The following is a 25,498-nucleotide window of genomic DNA, read 5'->3' as shown; positions in this document are numbered from 1 at the left end:
ACAGCGGCCCCGCGCACGTTCACGGAGAGCGAGGCGTGAGGCGAGTCTCCACTTCCGGTGTGCAGGCAATAGGATGAATACCTGTGACTCCAGCTGACCTTGCCGAACTGCTCCGCGGAACCGCAGCGAGCGTCCTTGCCGATCGCGGCCTCGACGTATCCGTGCTGCCCGAAACCCTTACCGTCGAGCGACCACGCAACCCCGAGCACGGCGATTACGCCACCAACATTGCCATGCAGGTAGCCAAGAAGGTCGGCACCAATCCCCGCGAGCTGGCGGGCTGGATCGCCGAAGCCCTCACCGCTGCCGACGGAATCGAATCCGCCGAGATCGCCGGACCCGGCTTCCTCAACATCCGGCTGGACAAGGACGCCCAGGGCGCGATCGTCGTGTCGGTTCTCGAAGCCGGTGCGTCGTACGGCTCGGGTGACTCCCTCGCCGGCAAGAAGATCAACCTCGAGTTCGTCTCGGCCAACCCCACCGGACCGATTCACCTCGGTGGAACCCGTTGGGCTGCAGTCGGAGACGCGCTCGGACGCATTCTGTCCGCGCAGGGTGGATTGGTCACACGTGAGTACTACTTCAACGATCACGGTGCCCAGATCGACCGCTTCTCGCGTTCACTGATCGCTGCAGCGAAGGGTGAACCTGCTCCGGAAGACGGTTACGCCGGTGCATACATCGCCGACATCGCCGCCTCGGTTCTGAAGCAGCGTCCCGACGTCATGGAGCTGCCCGCCGACGAGCAGCAGGAAACCTTCCGCGCCATCGGCGTCGAATTGATGTTCACGCACATCAAGCAGACGCTCCACGACTTCGGCGTCGACTTCGACGTCTACTTCCACGAGAACTCGCTCTTCGAATCCGGTGCGGTCGAGAAGGCCGTCGAATCCCTCAAGGGTTCGGGCAACCTCTTCCACGAAGACGGTGCGTGGTGGCTCAAGAGCACCGACTACGGCGACGACAAGGACCGCGTCGTCATCAAGAGCGACGGCAACGCCGCCTACATCGCCGGTGACATCGCCTACTTCCAGAACAAGCGCGCCCGCGGGTTCGACCTCTGCATCTACATGCTCGGCGCCGACCATCACGGATACATCGGCCGTCTCAAGGCTGCCGCGGCCGCATTCGGCGACGATCCGGACACCGTCGAGGTGCTGATCGGCCAGATGGTCAACCTCGTCAAGGACGGCACTGCCGTCAAGATGAGCAAGCGCGCAGGCACCGTCATCACCCTCGACGACCTGGTCGAGGCAATCGGCGTCGACGCCTCGCGTTACGTCATGATCCGCTCGTCGGTCGACTCGAGCATCGACATCGATCTCGACCTGTGGACCAAGACCAGCAGCGAGAACCCCGTCTACTACGTCCAGTACGCGCATGCACGCCTCTCGGCGATCGCTCGCAACGCCGCGGACCTCGGTCTGTCCGCCGACGCGAGCAACCTCGCCCTGCTCACCGTCGAGCAGGAGGGTGACCTCATCCGCACGATCGGCGAGTACCCACGCGTCGTGTCGAGCGCGGCGAATCTGCGTGAGCCGCACCGTATTGCCCGCTACCTCGAAGAACTCGCGGGTGCGTACCACCGCTTCTACGGCGCGTGCCGCATCCTTCCGCAAGGCGACGAAGACGCCACCGACGTGCACCGCGCGCGTCTGGCTCTCTGCGCCGCCACCCGACAGGTCCTGGCCAACGGCCTCGAACTGCTCGGCGTCACCGCACCGGAGCAAATGTGAACGCGCACCCCGCCGGCCCCAAGCATGCCGAGCAGTTGCAGGCCCCCGGCTTGCCCGACCGTCCTGCCAGCCCCGAAGCCTTCGGTGAACTCTCACCGCAGGTGTGGCCGCGCAACGCTTCTCGCGGCGACGACGGTGAAGTGACCCTCGCGGGTGTCAAGGTCGGTGAACTTGCCGAGAAGTACGGCACCCCGCTGTTCGTCATCGACGAGGACGACTTCCGCTCGCGTTGCCGCGACATGGCCCGCGCCTTCGGCCCGGATGCCAAGGTGCACTACGCATCCAAGGCATTCCTCTGTGGCGAGATCGCACGCTGGGTCGCCGACGAAGGCCTCTCGCTCGACGTCTGCTCCGGCGGCGAACTGGCGATCGCGTTGCACGCGGACTTCCCGGCCGAGCGAATTGCCATGCACGGCAACAACAAGTCAGTCGCCGAACTGGCCGCTGGTGTCGCCGCGGGCGTCGGACACGTCGTGCTCGACTCGGCGATCGAGATCGACCGACTCGATCGTGTCGCCGGTGAGGCCGGTGTCGTTCAGGACGTGTTGATCCGACTGACCGTCGGCGTCGAAGCGCATACCCACGAATTCATCTCCACCGCACACGAGGACCAGAAGTTCGGTTTCTCGCTGGCCGGGGGAGCGGCGATCGACGCGGTCCGTCGCGTCTTCGCTGCCGACAACTTGCGACTGGTCGGCCTGCACAGCCACATCGGTTCGCAGATCTTCGACGTCGACGGTTTCGAGGTGGCAGCGCACCGCGTGATCGGTTTGCTCCGCGACGTCGTCACCGAGTTCGGAGTCGAGAAGACCAAGCAGATTTCGATCATCGACCTCGGCGGCGGCATGGGGATCTCGTACATCCCCTCCGACGACCCGCCGCCCGTCGACGAACTGGCAGCAAAGCTCGGCCACATCGTGCGCAACGAGTCCGCACTGGCCGGATTGCCGGAGCCGACGCTTGCCGTCGAACCCGGCCGCGCCATCGCCGGACCTGGCACGGTGACGCTCTACGAGGTCGGCACCATCAAGGACGTCACGGTGGGTAGCTCGCTGACACGCCGCTACATCAGCGTCGACGGCGGGATGAGCGACAACATCCGCACGTCCCTCTACGGTGCGGAGTACGAAGCCAAGTTGGTTTCGCGAACTTCCGAGGCTGATCCCGTCGTTGCACGTATCGTCGGTAAGCACTGCGAGTCCGGTGACGTGGTCATTCGGGACACCTGGATGCCCGAGGACGTCGGGCCCGGTGATTTACTAGCGGTAGCAGCGACCGGTGCATACTGCTATTCGATGTCGAGCAGGTACAACCTGCTCACCCGCCCAGCCGTGGTGGCGGTGCGTGACGGAGTCTCACGCGTGATTCTGCGGAGGGAAACAGTGGAAGATCTGCTCAGCTTGGAGGTATCGCAGTGACGAGCGAATCGGCGCATCGCGCTATCGGTGTGGCCGTTCTCGGCCTCGGCAACGTCGGGAGCGAGGTCGTCCGGATCATTCGTGAGCAGGCCGAGGAACTCGAAGCTCGCGTCGGCGCCCCGTTGGAACTGCGGGGAGTTGCCGTCCGCCGTATCGGCTCGGACCGCGGAATTCCCGAGGAACTGCAGACGACGGACGCCGAGTCCCTGGTCGGTCGTGACGACGTCGACATCGTGGTCGAGGTGATCGGCGGAATCGAGCTCCCTCGCAAGCTGATTCTCTCTTCCCTCAACTCCGGTAAGTCGGTCGTGACCGCCAACAAGGCGCTGCTCGCGGACCACACCGGTGAATTGGCGGAGGCTGCAGAGGCCAACTCTGTTGACCTGTACTTCGAGGCCGCTGTTGCCGGTGCGATCCCCGTGATCCGCCCGCTCACACAGTCGTTGGCCGGAGACCGTGTCAACAAGGTCGCCGGAATCGTGAACGGCACCACCAACTTCATCCTCTCCGCGATGGACGAGACCGGCGCCGACTACGAGGAGACCCTCGCCGAAGCCGGACGCCTCGGATACGCGGAAGCCGACCCGACCGCGGACGTCGAAGGCTACGACGCCGCGGCGAAGGCTGCGATCCTCGCGTCGATCGCGTTCCACACCCGCGTCACTGCCGCGGACGTGTACCGCGAAGGAATCTCCACGATCACCTCCGCCGACCTGGCGTCGGCGAAGGCACTCGACTGCACGATCAAGTTGCTCTCGATCTGCGAGCGCATCGTCACGCCCAAGGGCAAGGAGCGGATTTCCGCTCGCGTGTACCCGGCGCTGGTTCCGCTCAGCCATCCGCTGGCCTCGGTCAACGGCGCGTTCAACGCCGTTGTCGTGGAAGCAGAGAACGCCGGCCGGCTCATGTTCTACGGCCAGGGCGCAGGCGGCGCCCCCACCGCTTCCGCGGTGATGGGTGACCTGGTGATGGCGGCGCGCAACAAGGTTCACGGCGGCCGCGGCCCCCGCGAGTCCAAGTACGCCAAGCTCAAGGTCGCCCCGATGGGCGACATCCTCACGCGCTACTACGTGAACATGGAGGTCGCGGACAAGGAAGGTGTGCTGTCCGCAGTCGCCGCCGAGTTCGCCAAGCACGGCGTGAGCATCTCCGTCGTCCGCCAGGAGGGCGCCGGCGCCGGCGCGCGTCTGGTGGTCGTCACTCATGTAGCAACCGACGCGGCTCTCTCCGAGACCGTGGCGGCCCTCAACGAACTCGAATTCGTCACCGCTGTGACCAGCGTGCTGCGACTGGAAGGCACTGAACAATGACCGGCATCGTCAACCCCGTCCACAAGGCATGGCCGGGTCTCATCGAGGCATACCGGGACCGTCTCGCGATCGGTGACAACTGGAAGACCGTCACCCTGCGCGAAGGCGGCACCCCGCTCCTGCCGGCCGGCCACCTCTCCGAGATCACCGGCTGCGACGTCTACCTCAAGGTCGAGGGTCTCAACCCCACCGGTTCCTTCAAGGACCGCGGCATGACGATGGCCGTCACCGACGCCTTGGCCCGCGGCCAGCGCGCAGTTCTGTGCGCGTCCACCGGCAACACCTCCGCCTCGGCCGCTGCGTATGCAGCCAAGGCAGGCATGACCTGCGCCGTGCTCATCCCGCAGGGCAAGATCGCCATGGGCAAGCTTGCGCAGGCAGTCATGCACGGCGCCAAGATCATTCAGGTCCAGGGCAACTTCGACGACTGCCTCGAGCTGGCACGCAAGACCACGGCGGAATTCCCCACCATCGGTCTCGTCAACTCCGTCAACCCGGTGCGCATCGAGGGTCAGAAGACCGCGGCATTCGAGATCATGGACGTGCTCGGCAAGGCTCCCGACGTGCACGCTCTCCCGGTCGGAAACGCAGGAAACATCACCGCGTACTGGCGCGGATACTCCGAGTACTACGCGGATGGTCTGACCACGGTCAAGCCCCGCATGCTCGGCGTCCAGGCAGCCGGTGCGGCTCCGCTGGTCAACGGCGCACCCGTCAAGGACCCCGAAACCATCGCTACCGCAATCCGAATCGGTTCCCCCGCTTCCTGGAACGGCGCTGTCGCCGCGAAGGAAGAGTCGAACGGTGCATTCCGTGCCGCCACCGACGAGAAGATCCTCGAGGCTTACCGTCTGATAGCCGCCACCGAGGGCGTCTTCGTCGAACCGGCGTCGGCAGCCAGTGTCGCCGGCCTGCTCGCCGCACGTGCAGAGGGCTGGCTCGAGCCGGGCCTGACCGTCGTGTGCACGGTGACCGGTAACGGTCTCAAGGATCCTGACACGGCTTTGAAGGGTATGCCGAACGTCGAGCCGATCGGTGTCGATCCCGTTGCCGTCGCGGCTGCCCTCGAGCTTGCATAGTGTCCGTGGATTCATCGACCACTCCGCGGAATCCGGTGTCTGACATGACTATAACCCTGCCTATCGGCCTTTCGGTGACTGCTCGCGTCCCGGCCTCGAGTGCAAACTTGGGGCCGGGGTTCGACACCCTCGGTCTGGCGTTGGGGTTGTACGACGAAATCGTGGTCACCACAACGGATTCGGGCCTTCAGATTCGCGTCGAAGGTGAAGGCGCTGCCGACGTACCTTGGGGTCCTTCGCATCTCGTAGTTCGCGCTATCGAGCGCGGTCTCGAAGCGGCCGGGGTGTGGGCCAGTGGCCTGGACGTGTTGTGCCGCAACGCGATCCCGCACTCGCGCGGGTTGGGATCCTCGGCTTCTGCGGCTGTCGGCGGACTGGCAGCAGCCAACGGTCTGGCGCGCGCACTCGATGCCGAGATCGGCTTGACGGAAGAGCAGTTGGTTCAACTCTCGTCCGAGTTCGAAGGTCACCCGGACAATGCGTCTGCCAGTGTTCTCGGTGGCGCAGTCGTCTCGTGGAGTTGCCCACCGGCCGTCGAAGGCGACGAGCCGATCTACTCCGCGGCGAAACTCGATGTCCATCCCGACATCCGTGCTGTGGCACTGGTTCCCGAGGAGCGGTCGTCCACCGCACACACTCGCGGCCTCCTGCCCGAATTGGTTCCGCACCAGGATGCCTCGTTCAACGCGAGCCGCAGCGCGCTGGCCGTCGTTGCGCTCACTGCTCGGCCCGATCTGTTGATGGCAGCCACCGAGGATCGCCTGCATCAGGCACAGCGCGCACCCGCACTTCCGCTCACGACGCGATGGATCGGGATCTTGCGCGAGGCGGGCATTGCTGCGACCGTTTCGGGAGCAGGCCCCACCGTGTTGGCGCTCAGCACAGAACCTTTCCCCGTCGAGCTCGCCGAAGCGGCGCGGGCAGACGGACTACGTGTGCTCGAATTGGACATCGCCGACGGCGTCGAAGTATCCACGTCGACGGTCTGATCCCTGCCTTGGTCCTGGTGATCGCCCACTACCGATCGGTAGTGAACTGACACACCCAGTCGTCCAAATTCTTGCCGGACTCAGGTTTGGACGCTATCCTGGGCTATGTCCGTACATCGTGCGCGTCAGTCGCCGGTGCATCACCAGGGGGCAAAACTCCTTCCCAATCGGGGTCCACAGTCCTTGGCATGATTCTCGCAGGCATGATTCTCACGCTTGTACCTTCTCCGAAGGTTTGAATCCTCCGCGGATCGAACACTCAGAGGTTCCATATCTCTGGGGTTCAACACACGGGGGAGTGAATCGTCGACGAAGGCGCGTTGGGCAGGTTTGCGAGCGCATGAAAAGTTTGAGGCGAGAGTTTCCGACAATCATGTGACGGCGGACAAGCCGGCAGTTCTGGACAGCAACCACGTACGGCACCACCGAGTTCGGTATTCAATCGAACTGCGGGACGAACCCTCGACTTTGCGCAGTGCGAGTGAGGGAAGGAAAGGACCTCCGTGACCGATACGGACCTCATCGCCACTTCTGCACCCGCCGGGTCGGAATCAGGCGACAATTCTCAGGCGTCATCTTCAGCATCGAACGGTGCGGTGGCGACCTCCACGAAGCGTGCCGAGACGCGCCGTGGTGCCGGACTCTCCGGCATGGTGCTCACCGAACTCCGCACTCTTGCGGGTGAACTGGGCATCAAAGGCACTTCCGGCATGCGCAAGGGCGACCTGATCGCAGCCATCAAGGAGCGCCAGGGCGGCAGCGCAAAGGCTGCACCCGCACAGAGCGAACTCACTCTCGACGACGCACCCGTTGCGCGCACTCGTGCCAAGAGCACCCGCGCCGCACGCACCGAAACCCCCGCAGCCGAAACGGCTCCCGCGGCAGAATCCGCTCCTGCCGAGGCAGCGCCTGCGCGTACCGAATCCGCCGAGGATTCCGATCAGAGCGCACCCCGTCGTGGACGTCAGCGTCGCGGCGCCGCTCGTCGTGCAGGTTCACCCGACCAGGGTGAACTGAGCATCGAGCAGGACACTCCTTCGGCAAAGTCCGACGCGGACACCTCGAAGGCCGCCGATACCTCGAAGGTCGCCGAGACCGCCAAGGCTGAGGCCCCGGCCGAGCGTCCTGCGCGCACCGAGGGCAAGTCCGACGCTGATCAGGCTCCCGCCGAGCAGGGCAACGAGCGTCCCCGCCGCGAGCGCAACCGGGACAATCAGGGCCAGCGCGACAACCAGGGCCAGCGCGAGAACCAGGGCAACCGGGGCAACCAGGATCGCCAGGACCGTCAGGATCGCGGCAATCAGAACAACGCCGGCCAGAACAACGCCGGTCCGCGTACGGACAACCGCAACAACGGACCGGACGACGACGAAGAGGGTGGACGCGGACGCCGCGGACGCCGTTTCCGCGAGCGCCGTGGCCGTGGTCGCGACCGCGGTGAGGGTGGCGCACCCAACGATTCGCGTGAGACCGAAATCCGCGAGGACGACGTCCTTCAGCCGGTCGCCGGCATCCTCGACGTGCTCGACAATTACGCATTCGTGCGTACTTCCGGGTACCTCGCCGGTCCCAACGACGTCTACGTCTCCATGAATCTGATCCGCAAGAACGGCCTTCGCCGTGGTGACGCCATCACCGGTGCCGTCCGCGTCTCGCGTGACGGTGAGCAGGGCAGCCAGCGTCAGAAGTTCAACCCGCTGGTCCGCATCGACACGGTCAACGGCGGCGACGTCGAGGCCGCGAAGAAGCGCCCCGAGTTCAACAAGCTCACGCCGCTGTACCCGAACCAGCGACTGCGCCTCGAGACCGAGCAGCACATTCTCACCACGCGTGTCATCGACCTGGTGATGCCCATCGGTAAGGGCCAGCGCGCCCTCATCGTGAGCCCGCCCAAGGCCGGTAAGACCAGCGTGTTGCAGGCGATCGCGAATGCCGTCGCCACCAACAATCCTGAGTGCTACCTGATGGTCATCCTCGTGGACGAGCGTCCCGAGGAAGTGACCGACATGCAGCGCAGCGTGAAGGGTGAGGTCATTTCCTCCACCTTCGACCGTCCGCCGGGAGATCACACCGCAGTTGCCGAGCTGGCAATCGAGCGTGCGAAGCGCCTGGTCGAGATGGGTAAGGACGTCGTCGTACTGCTCGACTCCATCACGCGTCTGGGTCGTGCGTACAACAACTCCTCGCCTGCGTCCGGACGCATCCTCTCCGGTGGTGTCGACTCGACGGCGCTCTACCCGCCGAAGCGTTTCCTCGGCGCTGCCCGCAACATCGAGAACGGCGGATCGCTCACCATCATCGCCACCGCGATGGTCGAGACCGGATCCACCGGCGACACCGTGATCTTCGAAGAGTTCAAGGGCACCGGCAACGCCGAGCTCAAGCTCGATCGCAAGATCGCCGAACGCCGCGTGTTCCCGGCCGTGGACGTCAACCCGTCCAGCACGCGTAAGGACGAGCTGCTTCTGAGCCCGGACGAAGCTGCGGTGCTGCACAAGCTCCGCCGCGTCCTGTCCGGTCTGGACTCGCATCAGGCCATCGATCTGCTGATCGATCGACTGAAGAAGAGCAAGAACAACCTCGAGTTCCTGATGCAGGTCTCCAAGACCGCGCCGGGTGCGATCGACGACTGATCGACTCGACGTCAAAGGCCCACAACCAGCTGGTTGTGGGCCTTTTGCGTGGGCGGAACAAAACCGAGGGGCAGTGCGTTGACAACTTCGTACAGCCACCCCGAGGCGTGCGAGACGCGGATTATCTGGTGAGGTACCGCATCTGGCATACTGAACGGCCGAGTCCGGTTCCGGTTCACGATGTCGATTGGCGACGTCGACCCGGCGACCATTGAAAGGGACACCATGAAGGCAGGAATCCACCCAACCTACGTAGCGACCACCGTCGTCTGTGGTTGCGGTAACACGTTCGAGACCCACAGCACCAAGGAGTCCGGACGCATCAACGTCGAGGTTTGCTCGCAGTGCCACCCGTTCTACACGGGCAAGCAGAAGATTCTCGACACCGGTGGACGCGTCGCTCGCTTCGAGGCTCGCTACGGCAAGCGCGCAGACAGCAAGGTCCCGGCCACCGAGTCCTAGCTGTTCCGCCGACGCCCGATCTGCCATGCGCAGATCGGGCGTCGGCTTTTTTTGTGCCTGCACTCGGTTTGCGCGTTTCCCGGGTCCCGGCGTCGAAATACCTTCAAGCGCGCACCGTAGGAATCGAAACTCAGAGCGGAGCGAACCATGGCAGGCGCAACCCAGCCCTCGGCCATCGACGACATCTTGGCGGAGCACGCCGGTCTCGAAGCACAGATGTCCGATCCGGCGCTGCACAACGACCCTGCCGCTGCCAGGCGCGTCGGTAAGCGGTTCTCCGAGCTCTCGCCGATCATGTCGACGTACAACAAGCTCACGGCTGCGCAGGACGATCTGGAAGCTGCGCGCGAACTCGCCGCCGACGATTCCAGCTTCGCCGCCGAGATCCCCGATCTCGAAGCCGAGGTCGCGCAGCTCGAGCAGACGCTGACCGATCAGTTGGCGCCGCGTGATCCGCATGACGGCGACGACATCGTCCTCGAAGTGAAGTCCGGTGAGGGCGGCGAAGAATCCGCGCTCTTCGCCTCGGACCTGGCCCGCATGTACGTCCGCTACGCGGAACGGCACGGCTGGCGCGTCGAGATCCTCGACGCGACGGTCTCCGATCTCGGCGGATACAAGGAAGCCACGCTGTCGATCAAGAGCAAGTCAGACACCCCGGACGGAGTGTGGGCGAGGCTGAAGTTCGAGGGCGGGGTTCACCGCGTCCAGCGAGTGCCCGTCACCGAATCCCAGGGACGCGTACACACTTCGGCCGCCGGCGTTCTGGTCTATCCGGAGCCCGAAGAGGTCGAGCAGGTCCAGATCGACGAGAGTGACCTGCGTATCGACGTCTACCGTTCGTCCGGCAAGGGCGGTCAGGGCGTCAACACCACCGACTCCGCGGTTCGAATCACGCATCTTCCGACCGGCATCGTCGTCACCTGCCAGAACGAGCGCTCGCAGCTCCAGAACAAGGCGCGTGCCATGCAGGTGCTTGCAGCCCGTTTGCAGGTAGTCGCCGAGGAAGCCGCGGACGCAGAAGCGTCGGCAGGTCGCCAGAGTCAGGTTCGGACGGTGGACCGTTCGGAGCGCATCCGCACCTACAACTTCCCCGAGAACCGCATCACCGATCACCGCATCGGATTCAAGTCGCACAACCTCGACGCAGTGCTCGACGGTGAGCTCGACGCACTTCTCGACGCATTGGGCAAGGCGGACCGAGAGGCGCGTCTCGCGGCCGAGTAGATGCAGACCATGACTGACCTCCATCCCGCCGGGAACTCGGTGAACCGCGTGTCGGTCGAGCGTGGCAGGCTGTACCCGTGAGTCGACTTCCACTTCGTTTGGCGCTGATCGAAGCTGCAAAACAGCTCGACGCCGCAGGTGTGCCCAGCCCACGCACCGACGCCGAGTTGTTGGCATCCCACCTGCTCGGCGTCGAACGCACGCGTCTCGGTCTGATTCCGTTGGTCGATCCCGAGGTCATCGCCGCGTTCGACGAGTTGGTTGCGCAACGCGTGAAGCGGATTCCGTTGCAGCACATCATCGGAGTCGCATCGATGGGCAACATCGACGTCGCTGTCGGTCCGGGTGTCTTCATTCCGCGGCCCGAAACCGAATTGCTCATGGGTTGGGCGCTCTCGTTCCTCGAAGGTTGCGGAAGCAAGCCGCCGGTAGTTCTGGACCTGTGCACGGGATCGGGTGTACTCGCGCTGTCCATCGCCGAGGCCCGTCCAGACGCCGTCGTTCACGCCGTGGAGAAGGAGCCCGCCGCGTTGGCGTGGGCGCGTCGTAACGCTGCCGACCGCGAGGCCGCCGGTGATACACCGATCCATCTGCATCAGGGTGATGTCACCGATCGGAACCTGTTGCCAGGGCTCGAGGGCGGCGTCGATCTGGTCGTGTCCAATCCGCCGTACATCCCCGAAGGCGCGCTATTGCAGCCTGAGGTCATGGATTACGACCCGCACACCGCGTTGTTCGGTGGCGCCGACGGTCTGTCCGTCATCAAACCCATGATCAGCAACATCGCGCGATGGCTTCGAATCGGCGGCGCGGCAGGCATCGAGCACGACGACACCAACGGCGACGGCGTCGCTGCGCTGTTCTCGGCGCGCCGGGTATTCGGCGACGTTGCACAGCATCCCGATCTCGCCGGTCGTCCGCGTTTCGTCGTCGCCAGACGTGTCGCCACCGACGTCGAAGCGCAGCGGAATCGAACGCCCGAAGTGCAGAGTGAAAGGATGGCTGAGTGAGCACCGTGTACGACTGCAGTCAGACAGATTCCCGAACCGCAGGCTTGGCCGCCGCGAAGAACGCGCTCAAGGCCGGCCGACTCGTAGTTCTCCCTACCGACACCCTTTACGGACTCGCCGCGGACGCGTTCGACAGCGAAGCTGTCACGAGTCTGTTGCGTGCCAAGGGACGCGGGCGAGACATGCCCGTCCCGGTACTGGTCGGATCGTGGAACACCATCGACGGGCTCGTCTACAGCGTGCGCCCCCAGGCCCGGGATCTGATCCGCGCGTTTTGGCCCGGCGGACTGAGCTTGGTCGTCGAGCAGGCGCCTTCACTTGCCTGGGACCTCGGTGATACCCGCGGAACCGTCATGCTCCGCATGCCGCTGCACCCGGTTGCCCTCGAACTGTTGCGCGATGTCGGACCGCTTGCCGTCTCGAGCGCCAACATTTCGGGGCGTCCGCCGGCAACTACCGTCGAGGAAGCCCGAGATCAGCTCGGCGGATCTGCCAGCGTGTACCTCGACGGGGGCAAGGCCGAACACGCCGTTGCTTCCACGATCGTCGACCTGACCGGCAATTCACCGCGTATCTTGCGAGTGGGTGCCGTCTCGGCAGAATCCATCGCCGAGGTATTGGGCACCAGTCCGGAAAGCCTCGTAGAGGGAGTTTCGTAACGATGGTCGGCGCCGGCGGCGAGCGCGCGGGGGAATCCACGTATTGGGGACCGGATTTCGGTGAGCTTGCCACGGCGGACCCCGAGATCGCGGCTGTCGCGCTGGCCGAACTCGAGCGTCAGCGCGGCGGGCTTCAACTCATCGCGAGCGAGAACTTCACCAGCCCCTCGGTACTGGCTGCCTTGGGTTCGACCCTGAGCAACAAGTACGCCGAGGGCTATCCGGGTCGGCGTTACTACGGCGGGTGCGAGTACGTCGACGTAGCCGAGAATCTGGCGATCGACCGGGCAAAGGCACTGTTCGGCGCCGAGCACGTCAACGTCCAGCCGCATTCGGGGGCCACCGCGAATCTCGCGGTGTACGCCGCATTCGCCAAGCCAGGCGACACCGTATTGGCGATGAGTTTGCCGCACGGTGGGCATCTGACTCACGGGTCTCGGGTCAGCTTTTCGGGGCAGTGGTTCACCACCGTTCCCTATCACGTCGATTCGGCCACCGAATTGATCGACTACGACGAGGTTCGCACCCTGGCTCTGGCGCACAAGCCGAAAATCATCGTCGCCGGCGCGACCGCGTACTCCCGAACCATCGACTTCGCAGCCTTCCGGTCGATCGCGGACGAGGTCGGTGCGATCCTGTGGGTCGATGCCGCCCACTTCATCGGACTCGTGGCAGGCCGGGCGATACCGTCGTGTGTTCCGTATGCCGACGTGGTCTCCGCGACGACGCACAAGGTCCTCAGAGGCCCGCGCGGCGGAATGATCTTGTGCCGCAGCGAGCATGCCTCGGCTGTCGATCGCGCGGTGTTCCCCTTCATTCAAGGCGGCCCGATGATGCATGCGATCGCTGCGAAGGCGGTTGCCTTCAAAGAAGCGTCGACGCCGGAATATCGTTGGTATGCACAGGAAGTGGTTGCCAATGCGTCGGCGCTCGCGCAGTCGTTGGAAGCTCGCGGCCTGCGCACCGTGTCCGGTGGAACCGACACGCATCTGGCGCTTCTCGATCTGCGCGCAAGCGGTGTCACCGGCGTCGACGCCGAGCGTAGGTGCGGACTGGCTTCGATCACGCTCAACAAGAACGCGATTCCGTTCGATCCGCAGTCGCCGGCCGTCACGTCCGGAATCCGCGTCGGATCCGCGGCCGTGACGACACAGGGATTCAACACGTCCGACATGAGCGTCGTGGGGGAGTTGATCGCGCGTGCAGTCGTAGCGGATCCAGCCACCACGTCAGGGGAGGTCGAGTTGGCATCCGTTGCCGACGGCGTTCGCGAACTGGTACGGGCAAAACCTGCCTATCCCCGCCGGACGGGTGACCTCGCGCAGTGATCACTTCGTACGAGGCGACCACATATCTGGCACAGGGTGGCGGGGGAGCGGGTGTGCCCATCCGTGAACTTTTGCTCGTGCTGTGTACGGCGGCGGTAGTGACATACCTGGCGACTGGCGCAGTCCGGTTGTTGGCGCTGCGGTTCGGCGCCGTCGCCATACCGCGTGATCGGGACGTTCACGTCGAGCCGATTCCGCGCCTCGGTGGCGTCGGAATGTATATCGGCATGGTTGTCGGTCTGCTGTTCGCGCAGCAATTACCGGCGCTCACAAGAGGTTTCGGCTTCGGTAGTCCGGATGTGCACGCTGCGCTCGTCGCGGGCGCCGTCATCGTCCTCGTGGGCGTGATCGACGACAGGTGGGGTCTCGACGCTCTCACCAAGTTCGTGGGTCAGGTGACTGCTGCCGGAGTTCTTGTGGTGATGGGCGTCAGTTGGTTCATCATCTACAACCCGTTCGGTGGTGACGGTGGGTCCACGATCATCCTCGATCAGATTCAATCGGGACTGTTCACGGTGGCTATCGCCGTGGCGACCATCAACGCGATGAACTTCGTCGACGGTCTCGACGGATTGGCCGCCGGTTTGGGCCTCATCGCGGCCTTGGCGATCCTCATCTTCTCGATCGGTCTGCTCCACGATCAGGGCGGCGACGCGAGTGTCTACCCGCCGGCGATGATCGCGGCGGCCTTGGCAGGCGCTTGTCTCGGTTTTCTTCCGCACAACTTCAATCCAGCGCGCATTTTCATGGGCGATTCCGGGTCGATGTTGATCGGTCTCATGCTTGCCGCGATCTCCACCAGTGCATCCGGTCGTATTCCGCTCACTGCTTACGGAACCCGCGACCTGGTCGGCCTCCTCGCGCCGTTGTTGCTGGTCGGTGCTGTGATGTTCATCCCGATGCTGGACATGCTCCTGGCCGTGATCCGCCGGACGAAAGCGGGCGTCAGTCCGTTCAGTCCGGACAAGATGCACCTGCATCATCGCCTCCTGCAAATCGGACACACGCACCGACGGGTTGTGCTGGTCATCTACCTGTGGGTCAGCGTTCTGGCTTTCGGTGCCGTCGGATCCTCGCTGCTTAATCGACAGCTGGTTGTCGTTCTGGTTGCGGCCGGGTTGGTCATCGCCTTGTTCTTCACCGCGGTGCCGTCCCTGATCGATCGCAAGCAACAGCGTCGCTAGCCAAGTTTCCCGATCCATTACCCTTGGGCATCGTGACGAACACGCCGCAGCCTGTACCTGCCTCGCAACCCATCCCTGATTCGACCGCCGCCATGAAGTCGGCCGTGAAGTGGGGTGTGATGGGGCTGATCGCGCTGGCCGTGGTCGGCGCGCTCCTGGGCGGGCTCTTCGCCGGCAAGGAAGGCGTCTACGGCGCTTTGATCGGCGCAGCCGTCGGCGGCGGGTTCATCCTGTTCACGGCGCTGGGCGTGCTGCTCACAGCGAAGTTGCCTGCGCTCACGGCCGGTGCAGTTCTTCTCGGCACGTGGCTGCTGAAGATGATTCTCGCGATGGTTGTTCTCTTTGTCCTCTCGGACATGGATTTCTACAACAAGACCGCTCTCGTCCTGGTCATCATCATGTCGCTGGTCGTCGTGCTCGGTGCGGAGACATACGGCGTTCTCGGAACCAAAACTCCGTACGTCGATCCCACTCCCAGCAGCAACGTCGACGACGACGAGTAGTACTACAAGAGGTAACTAATCGGACTTCCAGGTACCCCATCTACACAATGTCGTAGATGACTTGATAAGGTTCGGTTCAAGCGAGAGCAATGGTGGGCCGAGTAACACTCAGCCGACGATGCCATGTGCTCGCAGGTGGTCGAAATTCTGACCACTGAGTCGACGAGAGTCGCCGACACCGACAGACGCCAGGCCCCTCTAGGGTTCTCCAGCTGCTGACGAATGCGCGAGTCGAACTTGTCGACTTGTAGATCGTCAATGTCCGATCGAACCGCAGTCAATGATGGCTGCGGACCGACTACGGGAGAGAACGCTGAGCGTCACCACCCTGGCCGCGGATGAATTCCATGCGCCGTCACTAGACGATTTTTTCCCGCCCTCCGTGTTGATTCACGCGGGCCCCTTCGAGCTCGACCGTCTGATGCTGATTCGTCTGCTGATGTCGGTGCTGGTCGCAGCCTTCTTCGTGATCGCGATGCGCAGCCCTCGATTGGTTCCCCGTGGGATGCAGAACGCCGCTGAGCTTGCGCTCGACTTCGTTCGTATCAACATCGCCGAGGAGATCCTGGGCAAGGAACAGGGCAAGCGCTTCCTGCCGGTCATCACGACGATCTTCTTCATCGTGGTCGCCAGCAACATGGCCAGCATCATTCCTTTCCTGAACATCTCGCCGAACGCACGAATCGGTATGCCCCTGGTACTCGCGGCGCTCGCCTACATCGTGTTCAACTACGTCGGAATCAAGAAGTACGGCTTCTTCAAGTACGTCAAGAGCAGCATCGTCGTTCCCGGCGTTCCGCTGCCCCTGCACTTCTTGTTGGTGCCCATCGAGTTCATCTCGACCTTCATCCTGCGCCCGTTCACGCTGATGGTTCGTCTCATGGCCAACATGTTGGCCGGCCACATCCTGCTGGTGCTGTTCTTCAGCGCGACGAACTACTTCTTCTTCGTGTCCGGCGGATTCCAGGCGATCTTCGGCGTTCCGTCGATCATCGCCGGTATCGCATTCACGTTCTTCGAGCTGCTGGTCATCTTCCTGCAGGCTTACGTGTTCGCGTTGCTGACCGCGGTGTACATCGAATTGGCGCTCCACGCCGACGAGCACTGACCTTTTACCTCCTCACCAGCTACACCAAGAACTGAGCCTCTTGCCGAATCCGGCAGAGGTCAACAGAAAGGGAATGGAACACCATGAGCATCGCTTACCTCGCTCAGGAAGTTGTCGAGACCAAGTCGCGCGGCTACGGAGCCATCGGCTACGGCCTCGCAGCAATCGGCCCCGGCATCGGCGTGGGCATCGTTGTGGGCAAGGCAATCGAAGGCATGGTCCGCCAGCCCGAGATGGCCGGCCAGGTTCGTACCACCATGTTCCTCGGTATTGCATTCACCGAGGCCCTCGCATTGATCGGCCTTGTCGCCGGTTTCATTTTCTAAGACAGACATGGGAGCCACCTTCGCAGTGCTCGCGGCAACAGAGGAGACACACAATCCTCTCTTGCCCGAGACATACGACATCGTGTGGTCCGCGGTTGCGCTCGTCGTAGTCGGTTTTGTCTTCTGGAAGCTCGTTCTTCCGAAGTTCCAGAAGGTCTTGGCCGAACGCACCGAGCAGATCGAGGGCGGCATTAAGAAGGCCGAAGACGCACAGGCAGAGGCAGCGGCCGCGCTCAAGCAGTACCGCGCGCAGCTCGCCGAAGCTCGTACCGAGGCAGCGCAGATCCGTGAGGAAGCGCGTACCCAGGGTCAGCAGATCATCGCTGACATGAAGGTTCAGGCGCAGGACGAGAGCGACCGCATCGTGGCCGCAGGCCACAGCCAGCTCGTCGCCCAGCGTCAGCAGATCGTCGCTGAGCTCCGCTCGGATCTCGGCAAGACCGCTGTAGACCTGGCCGAGAAGGTCATCGGGGAGTCCCTCGCCGACGACGTGAAGCGCGCCGGAACGGTTGATCGTTTCCTCAACGAGCTCGACACCGTCAGCGCTGATTCAGCCAGGAAGTGAGCAACATGTACGCAGCGAGCCGTGAAGCCTTGGCGCAGACTCGTTCTGCGCTGAGCAGTGCCCTGGGCGCCGTCTCTGCAGGAGCGGCAACTGCTGCTTCTGCTCAGGCTGGGTCCGAGCTCTTCTCGGTGGTCGAGGTACTCGACGGCCAGCGCGCTCTTCGCAGCGCGCTGGCTGACGCTTCGGCACCGGCCGCTGGTCGCCAGGCTTTGGCAGAGCAGTTGTTCTCCGGAAAGGTCGGCGCCGAGGCGCTCGCCACCGTGAAGGCAGCTGCAGGCCAGGACTGGTCTGCGGCCCGCGACTTGGTCAACTCGCTCGAACTGCTCGGACGCGAAGCTCTGCTCCGCGCCGCAGCCGATCAGAGCCAGTTGGACACCGTTGAGGACGAGCTCTTCCGTCTCGGTCGCATCGTGGCAGGGGATCCCAGCCTGGAGCAGACGCTCTCGGATCTGTCGGTTCCCGCAGCCCGCAAGCGTGAGTTCCTCTCCCGCTTGCTCTACGGCAAGGTCACCGCGGTCACCGAGGCACTCGCCGGACAGGCCGTCGGCCGGTTGAAGTCTGCACCCGCAGACACTTTCGATCAGCTGTCGAATCTTGCCGCAGCGCAGCGCGATACCACCGTTGCTCACGTTCGCAGCGCCTCGGCGTTGAGCTCGGAGCAGTCGGATCGCTTGGCCAGCACTCTTACCCGCACCTACGGGAAGCCGGTAGCAGTACACGTCGAGGTTGATCCAGAACTCCTCAGCGGCTTGGTCGTCCGGGTGGGCGACGAGGTTATCGACGGCAGCGCAGCGGGTCGACTCGCAGCACTGCGGAAGAACCTCAAGTAGTCCTTCAGCCGAACACATACTCCAGATCTTTTCGAAGACCAGACACCGAGAGCAGGAAAAACATGGCGGAGCTGACGATCTCCTCCGACGAGATCCGTAGCGCGATCGACAACTACACCGCGAGCTACTCCCCGGAGGCCTCCCGTGAGGAGGTCGGCACAGTGACCGACACCAGTGACGGCATTGCGCACGTCTCTGGCCTGCCTTCGGCTATGTCCAACGAGCTGTTGGAGTTCCCCGGTGGAATCGTCGGCGTCGCGCTCAACCTGGATGCCACCGAAATCGGTGCCGTCATCCTTGGCGATTACCAGAACATTCAAGAAGGCCAGGAAGTAAAGCGCACGGGCGACGTTCTGTCGGTTCCCGTCGGCGATGCTTTCCTCGGCCGCGTCATCGACCCGCTGGGTGCGCCCATCGACGGCCTCGGCGAGATCGAGAGCACCGAGAACCGTGCACTCGAGCTCCAGGCCGCTTCGGTGCTCGAGCGCCAGCCGGTCGAAGAGCCGCTCCAGACCGGTATCAAGGCTATCGACGCCATGACCCCGATCGGCCGCGGCCAGCGCCAGCTCATCATCGGCGACCGCAAGACCGGCAAGACCGCGGTCTGCATCGACGCCATCCTGAACCAGAAGGCCAACTGGGATTCCGGCGATGTCAACAAGCAGGTGCGCTGCATCTACGTTGCCATCGGTCAGAAGGGTTCCACCATCGCGGGCGTCAAGGCTGCCCTCGAGGAGAAGGGCGCGATGGAGTACACCACCATCGTTGCTGCTCCGGCCTCTGATTCCGCAGGCTTCAAGTGGCTCGCACCGTACACCGGCTCGGCCATCGGCCAGCACTGGATGTACCAGGGCAAGCACGTTCTGGTCGTGTTCGACGACCTGACCAAGCAGGCAGAGGCGTACCGCGCCATCTCGCTGCTGCTGCGTCGCCCGCCGGGACGCGAGGCATACCCCGGTGACGTCTTCTACTTGCACTCCCGTCTGCTGGAGCGTTCGGCGAAGCTGTCCGACGCACTCGGCGGCGGCTCGCTGACGGCTCTGCCGATCATCGAGACCAAGGCGAATGACGTCTCGGCGTACATCCCGACCAACGTCATCTCCATCACCGACGGTCAGGTGTTCCTCGAGTCCGACCTGTTCAACAAGGGCGTTCGCCCCGCGATCAACGTCGGTATCTCGGTCTCCCGCGTCGGTGGCGCTGCACAGACCAAGGGCATGAAGAAGGTTTCCGGTTCGCTGCGTCTGGAACTGGCTCAGTTCCGTGAGCTCGAAGCGTTCTCCGCTTTCGCATCCGACCTCGACGCTGCCTCCAAGGCTCAGCTCGAGCGCGGTGCCCGTCTGGTCGAGCTGCTCAAGCAGGATCAGTACAGCCCGATCCCTGTCGAGGACCAGATCGTCTCGATCTACCTCGCCGGCGAAGGCATCTTCGACAGCGTTCCGATCGGTGACGTCCGTCGCTTCGAGAAGGAACTGCTCGAAGACCTCAAGCACTCGGCTGCTGGCGTCTACTCCAGCATCAACGGCGGTAAGGCACTCGATGCCGACAACGCTGCTGCGCTGATCGCTGCAACGAACAAGTTCAAGGAAGGCTTCATCGCATCCGACGGAAGCCGGGTCGTGAACGAGGCCGAGGCTGACGCTTTGGGCGCCGACGAGGTCGAGAACGAGCAGATCAACGTCAAGCGCAAGACCGTCAGCAAGTGACGTACGCGCCCATGACACTGCGAATTCCGAAGGGAGAGTGATTGATCGATGGCGAGCATTCTCGAATTGCGGTCTCGTATCAAGTCGGTCAACTCGACCAAGAAGATCACCAAGGCACAGGAACTGATCGCGACTTCGCGAATCACCAAGGCTCAGATTCGCGTCGCCGCGTCCAAGCCGTATGCCGAGGAGATCACGAAGGTACTCACCGAATTGGCGAGTGCGTCTGCTTCGCTCGATCACCCGTTGCTCAACGAGCGCCCGGAGCCCAAGCGGGCTGCGGTCCTCGTTGTCACCAGTGACCGGGGCATGTGTGGTGGCTACAACTCCAATGTCCTCAAGCAGGCAGAAGAGCTCATGGCTCTCCTCCGCAGCGAGGGCAAGGAGCCGGTCGTGTACGTGCTCGGTTCCAAGGGACTCGGCTACTACACGTTCCGCGGCCGCGACATCGGTGCTGCGTGGACGGGCTTCTCGCAGGATCCGGGTTACTCGGATGCAGCGAAGGCCAGCCGCCACCTGGTGGAGCTGTTCATGGCTGGTTCGGGTAACCAGGTTGCCGCACCGAACGGTGAAGGCACGATCGAGGGCGTCGACGAACTCCATATCGTCTACACCCGCTTCGTGTCGATGCTGACGCAGACTCCCGAGGTTCGCCGTATGGCTCCTCTCGAGGTCTTCGTGTCGGAAGAGCGCATCGAACTCGGTGACGACATGCTGACCAACGGCCACGACGACGACCATGACAATGGCCCCGTCGCGGACTTCAGCTTCGAGCCCGAGCCCGAGAAGCTTCTCGGTGCTCTTCTCCCGAAGTACGTCAGCACTCGTATCTTCTCGTCGCTTCTCGATGCTGCGGCATCGGAGTCGGCAGCCCGTCGTACCGCCATGAAGGCCGCGACGGACAACGCAAACGAACTGGTGAACACGTTGAGCCGTCAGGCCAACCAGGCTCGCCAGGCCCAGATCACCCAGGAAATCAGCGAGATCGTCGGCGGCGCCAACGCGCTCGCCTCGAGCGCAGGAAGTGACTAGCACATGACCGCAGCAGTAACCGAAAACAACGGGGCAGGTTCGGCTTCGGCCGTAGCCGGCCGCGTCGTGCGGGTCATCGGTCCCGTCGTGGACGTTGAATTCCCGCGTGGCGCTGTTCCTGAACTGTTCAACGCCCTGAACGCCGAGATCACGCTTCCCTCGGTCGCCAAGACGCTGACGCTCGAGGTTGCACAGCACCTCGGTGACAACCTGGTCCGCACCGTCTCCATGCAGCCCACCGACGGCCTCGTCCGCGGCACTGCAGTGACCGACTCGGGCAAGCCGATCTCGGTTCCCGTCGGTGACGTCGTCAAGGGCCACGTGTTCAACGCCCTGGGCGATTGCCTCGACACCCCCGGCCTCGGCCGCGACGGCGAGCAGTGGGGCATCCACCGCAAGCCACCAGCCTTCGATCAGCTCGAAGGTAAGACCGAGATCCTCGAGACCGGCATCAAGGTCATCGACCTTCTCACCCCGTACGTCAAGGGTGGAAAGATCGGCCTGTTCGGTGGCGCCGGCGTCGGCAAGACCGTTCTGATCCAGGAAATGATCACGCGTATCGCTCGCGAGTTCTCGGGCACCTCGGTGTTCGCAGGCGTCGGTGAGCGTACCCGTGAGGGCACCGACCTCCACCTGGAAATGGAAGAGATGGGCGTCCTCCAGGACACCGCCCTTGTCTTCGGCCAGATGGACGAGCCGCCCGGAACGCGTATGCGCGTCGCCCTGTCCGCACTGACGATGGCGGAGTACTTCCGCGACGTTCAGGGCCAGGACGTTCTGCTGTTCATCGACAACATCTTCCGCTTCACGCAGGCAGGTTCCGAGGTTTCCACCCTCCTCGGCCGTATGCCTTCGGCAGTGGGCTACCAGCCCACGCTGGCGGACGAGATGGGTGAGCTCCAGGAGCGCATCACCTCGACCCGCGGTCGCTCGATCACCTCGCTGCAGGCTATTTACGTGCCCGCCGACGACTACACCGACCCCGCGCCGGCTACGACGTTCGCGCACCTCGATGCCACCACCGAGCTCTCGCGCCCGATTTCGCAGATGGGTATCTACCCCGCTGTGGATCCGCTGAGCTCGACCTCCCGCATCCTGGAGCCCGGCATCGTCGGTGCCGAGCACTTCCGCGTTGCCAACGAGGTCAAGCGCATCCTGCAGAAGTACAAGGAACTGCAGGACATCATCGCCATCCTCGGTATGGACGAGCTTCAGGAAGAGGACAAGGTCCTCGTCGGCCGCGCCCGTCGTATCCAGAAGTTCCTCGGCCAGAACTTCATCGTTGCCGAGAAGTTCACCGGTGAGCCCGGCTCCGTCGTGCCGCTCCGCGACACGATCGAAGCCTTCGACCGCGTCTGCAAGGGCGAGTTCGATCACCTGCCCGAGCAGGCATTCAACAGCTGCGGTGGACTCGACGACGTCGAAGCTGCAGCCAAGAAGATGGCCGGGAAGTAGTCCACGATGGCTGAGATGACCGTAGAACTCGTTGCCGTCGAGCAGCGCTTGTGGTCTGGTTCGGCGACGCTGGTCAGCGCTCAGACCACTGAGGGCGAAATCGGCATCATGCCCGGGCATGAGCCGGTCCTCGGCCAGCTGATCGAGGGCGGAACCGTGTCGATCACCCCGGTCGACGGCGAGCGTATCGTTGCTGCAGTACACGGAGGGTTCCTCTCCGTCACTGCGACGACGGTGACGATTCTTGCCGAGTCCGCGGACATGGCACAGGACATCGACGTCGAGGCAGCCAAGGCTGTCTTGGCCGAGAACTCGGGCGACCTCGAAGCGATTGCGGTCGCCAAGGGTCAGCTCCGGGCCGTCGAGCGCGCGTAAGTTACTCGAGTAAAGCCGCGACGGGAGCCGACGAACAGTGACATTCGGAATGACTGTGTTGATCATTCTGGTTGTGCTGCTCGCGGTTCTCGTCGCGGCTTTTCTGTATCGTCTGCTGGTTCTACGTCGCGGCGGTACCGCTGCACTGCTTCGTGTTCTGCCATCCCCGGGGGACAGCGGGTGGCGTCACGGAATCATTCGCTACGGCGAAAGCACCTTCGTCTTTTTCAAACTGTCGAGTCTGCGGCCGGGCCCGGACTCCAGGATTGATCGTCAAGGAATCGAGGTCGAGAGCCGTCGCTCTCCCTCGGGTACCGAATTCGACATCATGAGCGACGACATCGTCGTGGTCAAGGTCAACGACGGATCGTCGGCCTACGAAATCGCCTTGGACAGTGGAGCATTGACAGCTTTCCTGTCCTGGGTCGAATCACGGCCGGACGGGCGCGCCCGTAGGCGACGCACCGCCTGACCGGTCCCGCTCAAGCCCCGGCGCCGGGCTTCCAGAGCACATCGCCTTCAGGATTTGCCACTCTTCCCATGATGAAGAGCAGATCCGACAATCTGTTGAGATATTTCGCGGGGAGGACGCTGGTGTCTTCCGGGTTCGCATCGATGGCGGACCAGGCCGCACGCTCCGCACGCCGCGAGACGGTTCTTGCTACGTGAAGCAGGGCGCCCAGGGCAGTTCCGCCGGGCAGAATGAACGAATTCAACGGTGCCAGTTGCTCATTGAGCTCATCGCACCATCCTTCGAGTCGATCGATATAGGCCTGAGTCACTCGCAGCGGTGGGTACTTCGGGTTCTCGACGACAGGGGTGGACAGGTCGGCCCCCGCGTCGAAGAGGTCGTTCTGGATCTGGCGCAGCATCGCGAGCAGATTCTCCGGGGGTGTGCCGAGGGCAACGGCCACACCGATCGCCGCGTTGGTCTCGTCGCAATCCGCGTAGGCGACCAGACGCGGATCGTTCTTGGAGACTCGCGAAAAATCACTGAGGCCGGTGGTCCCGTCGTCGCCGGTCCGGGTGTAGATCTTCGTCAGGTGAACAGACATAGGGCTACGGTACCGGCGCGGTGCCGACGAGGTTGTGGCTCTAGGCTGTGAACCGTGAGTGAGCACTTTCTTGTGACCGGGGGTAACCGCCTCGAAGGTGAAGTACTGGTGGGAGGGGCCAAGAACAGTGTGTTGAAGCTGATGGCCGCTGCGCTGTTGGCCGAAGGCACCACTGTGGTGACCAACTGCCCGGACATTCTCGACGTGCCGCTGATGGCGGACGTCTTGCGAGGGCTGGGCTGCGAGGTCGAACTCGAAGACTCCGAAGTGCGGATCACGACGCCGGCCGAGCCGAAATATCACGCTGATTTTGACGCGGTCAAGCAGTTTCGGGCGTCGGTGTGTGTGCTTGGTCCGCTGGTCGCGCGTTGTCGACGCGCTGTTGTCGCACTTCCTGGCGGCGATGCGATCGGTTCGAGGCCACTCGACATGCACCAATCCGGGCTCCGCCTGTTGGGCGCGCGTAGCGAAATCGAACACGGATGTGTCGTTGCCGAGGCAGACGACCTTCACGGCGCGAACATTCGCCTGGTCTTCCCGTCTGTGGGTGCAACCGAGAACATCTTGATGGCAGCAGTGCTCGCCCGAGGTGAAACGGTGATCGACAACGCTGCACGTGAGCCCGAGATCGTGGATCTCTGCAACATGCTCAACGAAATGGGCGCCAAGGTATCGGGCGGCGGAAGTTCGACGCTCACCATTCAAGGCGTCCGCAAGTTGGAACCGACTACGCACCGCGTCATCGGTGACCGGATCGTTGCCGCAACATGGGGTGTCGCTGCCTCCATGACCAGGGGTGACGTCCGAGTTCGCGGGGTGAACCACAAGCATCTCGGGTTGGTCCTCGACAAGCTTCGGACAGCCGGCGCGGAGGTGACTCCCGAGGTAGACGGTTTCCGTGTCATCCAGCGTGAACGGCCCAAAGCAGTCAATTTCGCGACATTGCCTTACCCCGGATTCCCGACCGACCTGCAGCCGATGGCAATCGGTTTGGCGGCGGTTGCCGAGGGCACGTCGATGATCACCGAGAACGTATTCGAATCGCGTTTCCGATTTGTCGAGGAAATGATCCGACTCGGCGCCGACGCTCGTACCGACGGTCACCATGCTGTGATCCGCGGAGTTCCAGTGCTGTCGAGTGCGCCGGTGTGGTCTTCGGACATTCGGGCAGGCGCCGGACTCGTGCTTGCCGGGTTGGTCGCGGACGGAACCACCGAAGTCCACGACATCTTCCACATCGACCGTGGGTACCCGCGATTCGTCGAGAATCTCCGTGGACTCGGGGGAGTGATCGAGAGGGTGAGCTCCGAATAGGTTCGGTGCTCGGCGTCACACTCGGGCCTATTCGCGATTGGCGGAAAGGCTCAACTGTCTGACCTGGCCTTGGTTAGTGAATCGGTGTTGTGACCAGGCGATTTGTGAATTGATTGAAGGTTCGCGTAAATTATTCCAAGTCAGAGCGACACGGACACCGACTCCCACCTGCGAGGGTGAGTGACACGAGGTTG

At 63.4% G+C, this 25,498-nt stretch carries 24 protein-coding genes; 23 read left to right on the top strand and 1 reads right to left on the bottom strand.

Annotated elements, in window-relative coordinates:
• Positions 1-83: 83 nt before the first annotated feature.
• The 22 genes from argS (at position 84) to QM596_RS28085 (ending at position 23,407) form a co-directional block, all read left to right on the top strand.
• A complete protein-coding gene (gene argS, locus QM596_RS28190) occupies positions 84-1,736 on the top strand; it encodes an arginine--tRNA ligase (protein ID WP_019749183.1) in 1,653 nt (550 codons plus the stop codon).
• Positions 1,733-3,154, top strand: a complete 1,422-nt coding sequence (lysA, locus tag QM596_RS28185; protein WP_019749182.1) for a diaminopimelate decarboxylase — start codon at positions 1,733-1,735, stop codon at positions 3,152-3,154. The genes argS and lysA overlap by 4 nt, the downstream gene beginning before the upstream one ends.
• Positions 3,151-4,464 (top strand): homoserine dehydrogenase, encoded by a 1,314-nt coding sequence (locus QM596_RS28180; protein WP_007726192.1) that lies wholly within the window; start codon positions 3,151-3,153, stop codon positions 4,462-4,464. Before lysA ends, QM596_RS28180 begins: the two co-directional genes overlap by 4 nt.
• A complete protein-coding gene (thrC, locus tag QM596_RS28175) occupies positions 4,461-5,543 on the top strand; it encodes a threonine synthase (RefSeq protein WP_003941280.1) in 1,083 nt (360 codons plus the stop codon). Before QM596_RS28180 ends, thrC begins: the two co-directional genes overlap by 4 nt.
• Positions 5,544-5,587: 44 nt before the next feature.
• Positions 5,588-6,532: a homoserine kinase gene (thrB, locus tag QM596_RS28170; protein WP_069147258.1), complete on the top strand. Its 945-nt coding sequence runs from the start codon at positions 5,588-5,590 to the stop codon at positions 6,530-6,532.
• A gap of 503 nt (positions 6,533-7,035) precedes the next feature.
• Positions 7,036-9,165, top strand: a complete 2,130-nt coding sequence (rho, locus tag QM596_RS28165) for a transcription termination factor Rho (protein ID WP_020970052.1) — start codon at positions 7,036-7,038, stop codon at positions 9,163-9,165.
• A gap of 225 nt (positions 9,166-9,390) precedes the next feature.
• Entirely contained in the window at positions 9,391-9,627 is a 237-nt protein-coding gene (rpmE, locus tag QM596_RS28160; RefSeq protein ID WP_003941310.1) for a 50S ribosomal protein L31, read from the top strand.
• Positions 9,628-9,774: 147 nt separating this feature from the next.
• Complete coding sequence (prfA, locus tag QM596_RS28155; RefSeq protein WP_003941341.1) at positions 9,775-10,854, top strand: peptide chain release factor 1; 1,080 nt, start codon at positions 9,775-9,777, stop codon at positions 10,852-10,854.
• Between the two features lie 77 nt (positions 10,855-10,931).
• Positions 10,932-11,864, top strand: coding sequence for a peptide chain release factor N(5)-glutamine methyltransferase (gene prmC / locus QM596_RS28150; RefSeq protein ID WP_279164001.1), 933 nt, complete (start codon positions 10,932-10,934; stop codon positions 11,862-11,864).
• Positions 11,861-12,523: an L-threonylcarbamoyladenylate synthase gene (locus QM596_RS28145; protein WP_003941345.1), complete on the top strand. Its 663-nt coding sequence runs from the start codon at positions 11,861-11,863 to the stop codon at positions 12,521-12,523. The genes prmC and QM596_RS28145 overlap by 4 nt, the downstream gene beginning before the upstream one ends.
• Before the next feature lie 2 nt (positions 12,524-12,525).
• On the top strand, positions 12,526-13,851 hold the full coding sequence (gene glyA, locus QM596_RS28140; RefSeq protein WP_283310450.1) for a serine hydroxymethyltransferase: 1,326 nt from the start codon (positions 12,526-12,528) through the stop codon (positions 13,849-13,851).
• Positions 13,848-15,035: a glycosyltransferase family 4 protein gene (locus QM596_RS28135; protein ID WP_019749176.1), complete on the top strand. Its 1,188-nt coding sequence runs from the start codon at positions 13,848-13,850 to the stop codon at positions 15,033-15,035. Before glyA ends, QM596_RS28135 begins: the two co-directional genes overlap by 4 nt.
• A 32-nt stretch (positions 15,036-15,067) precedes the next feature.
• On the top strand, positions 15,068-15,538 hold the full coding sequence (locus QM596_RS28130; RefSeq protein ID WP_019749175.1) for a Cg1360 family ATP-synthase-associated protein: 471 nt from the start codon (positions 15,068-15,070) through the stop codon (positions 15,536-15,538).
• 280 nt (positions 15,539-15,818) lie between these two features.
• On the top strand, positions 15,819-16,646 hold the full coding sequence (atpB, locus tag QM596_RS28125) for a F0F1 ATP synthase subunit A (protein ID WP_019749174.1): 828 nt from the start codon (positions 15,819-15,821) through the stop codon (positions 16,644-16,646).
• 83 nt (positions 16,647-16,729) lie between these two features.
• Entirely contained in the window at positions 16,730-16,972 is a 243-nt protein-coding gene (locus QM596_RS28120) for an ATP synthase F0 subunit C (RefSeq protein WP_003941327.1), read from the top strand.
• A gap of 7 nt (positions 16,973-16,979) precedes the next feature.
• Complete coding sequence (locus tag QM596_RS28115; protein ID WP_283310448.1) at positions 16,980-17,537, top strand: F0F1 ATP synthase subunit B; 558 nt, start codon at positions 16,980-16,982, stop codon at positions 17,535-17,537.
• A 5-nt stretch (positions 17,538-17,542) separates the two neighbouring features.
• Entirely contained in the window at positions 17,543-18,367 is an 825-nt protein-coding gene (locus tag QM596_RS28110; RefSeq protein ID WP_003941304.1) for a F0F1 ATP synthase subunit delta, read from the top strand.
• Between the two features lie 62 nt (positions 18,368-18,429).
• Positions 18,430-20,073 (top strand): F0F1 ATP synthase subunit alpha, encoded by a 1,644-nt coding sequence (gene atpA, locus QM596_RS28105; protein ID WP_019749171.1) that lies wholly within the window; start codon positions 18,430-18,432, stop codon positions 20,071-20,073.
• 48 nt (positions 20,074-20,121) lie between these two features.
• Positions 20,122-21,105 (top strand): F0F1 ATP synthase subunit gamma, encoded by a 984-nt coding sequence (locus tag QM596_RS28100; RefSeq protein WP_003941320.1) that lies wholly within the window; start codon positions 20,122-20,124, stop codon positions 21,103-21,105.
• 3 nt (positions 21,106-21,108) lie between these two features.
• Positions 21,109-22,560 carry a F0F1 ATP synthase subunit beta gene (atpD, locus tag QM596_RS28095; RefSeq protein ID WP_003941349.1) on the top strand — a complete coding sequence of 484 codons (1,452 nt, stop codon included), beginning with the start codon at positions 21,109-21,111 and terminating at the stop codon, positions 22,558-22,560.
• A gap of 6 nt (positions 22,561-22,566) precedes the next feature.
• On the top strand, positions 22,567-22,935 hold the full coding sequence (locus QM596_RS28090) for a F0F1 ATP synthase subunit epsilon (RefSeq protein WP_019749170.1): 369 nt from the start codon (positions 22,567-22,569) through the stop codon (positions 22,933-22,935).
• Positions 22,936-22,984: 49 nt separating this feature from the next.
• Positions 22,985-23,407 (top strand): DUF2550 domain-containing protein, encoded by a 423-nt coding sequence (locus tag QM596_RS28085; protein ID WP_029255703.1) that lies wholly within the window; start codon positions 22,985-22,987, stop codon positions 23,405-23,407.
• A 10-nt stretch (positions 23,408-23,417) separates the two neighbouring features.
• On the opposite strand, the gene QM596_RS28080 is transcribed toward QM596_RS28085, so the two are convergent.
• Positions 23,418-23,990, bottom strand: a complete 573-nt coding sequence (locus tag QM596_RS28080) for a cob(I)yrinic acid a,c-diamide adenosyltransferase (RefSeq protein WP_020908291.1) — start codon at positions 23,988-23,990, stop codon at positions 23,418-23,420.
• 54 nt (positions 23,991-24,044) lie between these two features.
• On the opposite strand from QM596_RS28080, the gene murA reads away from it, so the two are divergent.
• A complete protein-coding gene (gene murA, locus QM596_RS28075) occupies positions 24,045-25,304 on the top strand; it encodes a UDP-N-acetylglucosamine 1-carboxyvinyltransferase (RefSeq protein ID WP_020970048.1) in 1,260 nt (419 codons plus the stop codon).
• Positions 25,305-25,498: the final 194 nt, after the last annotated feature.

The organism is Rhodococcus sp. IEGM 1406 (assembly GCF_030056745.1).
GTDB classification, from domain to species: domain Bacteria; phylum Actinomycetota; class Actinomycetes; order Mycobacteriales; family Mycobacteriaceae; genus Rhodococcus_F; species Rhodococcus_F erythropolis.
The sequence above is the reverse complement of the archived record's forward strand: the minus strand, read 5'-3'. Positions and strand labels throughout refer to the sequence as shown.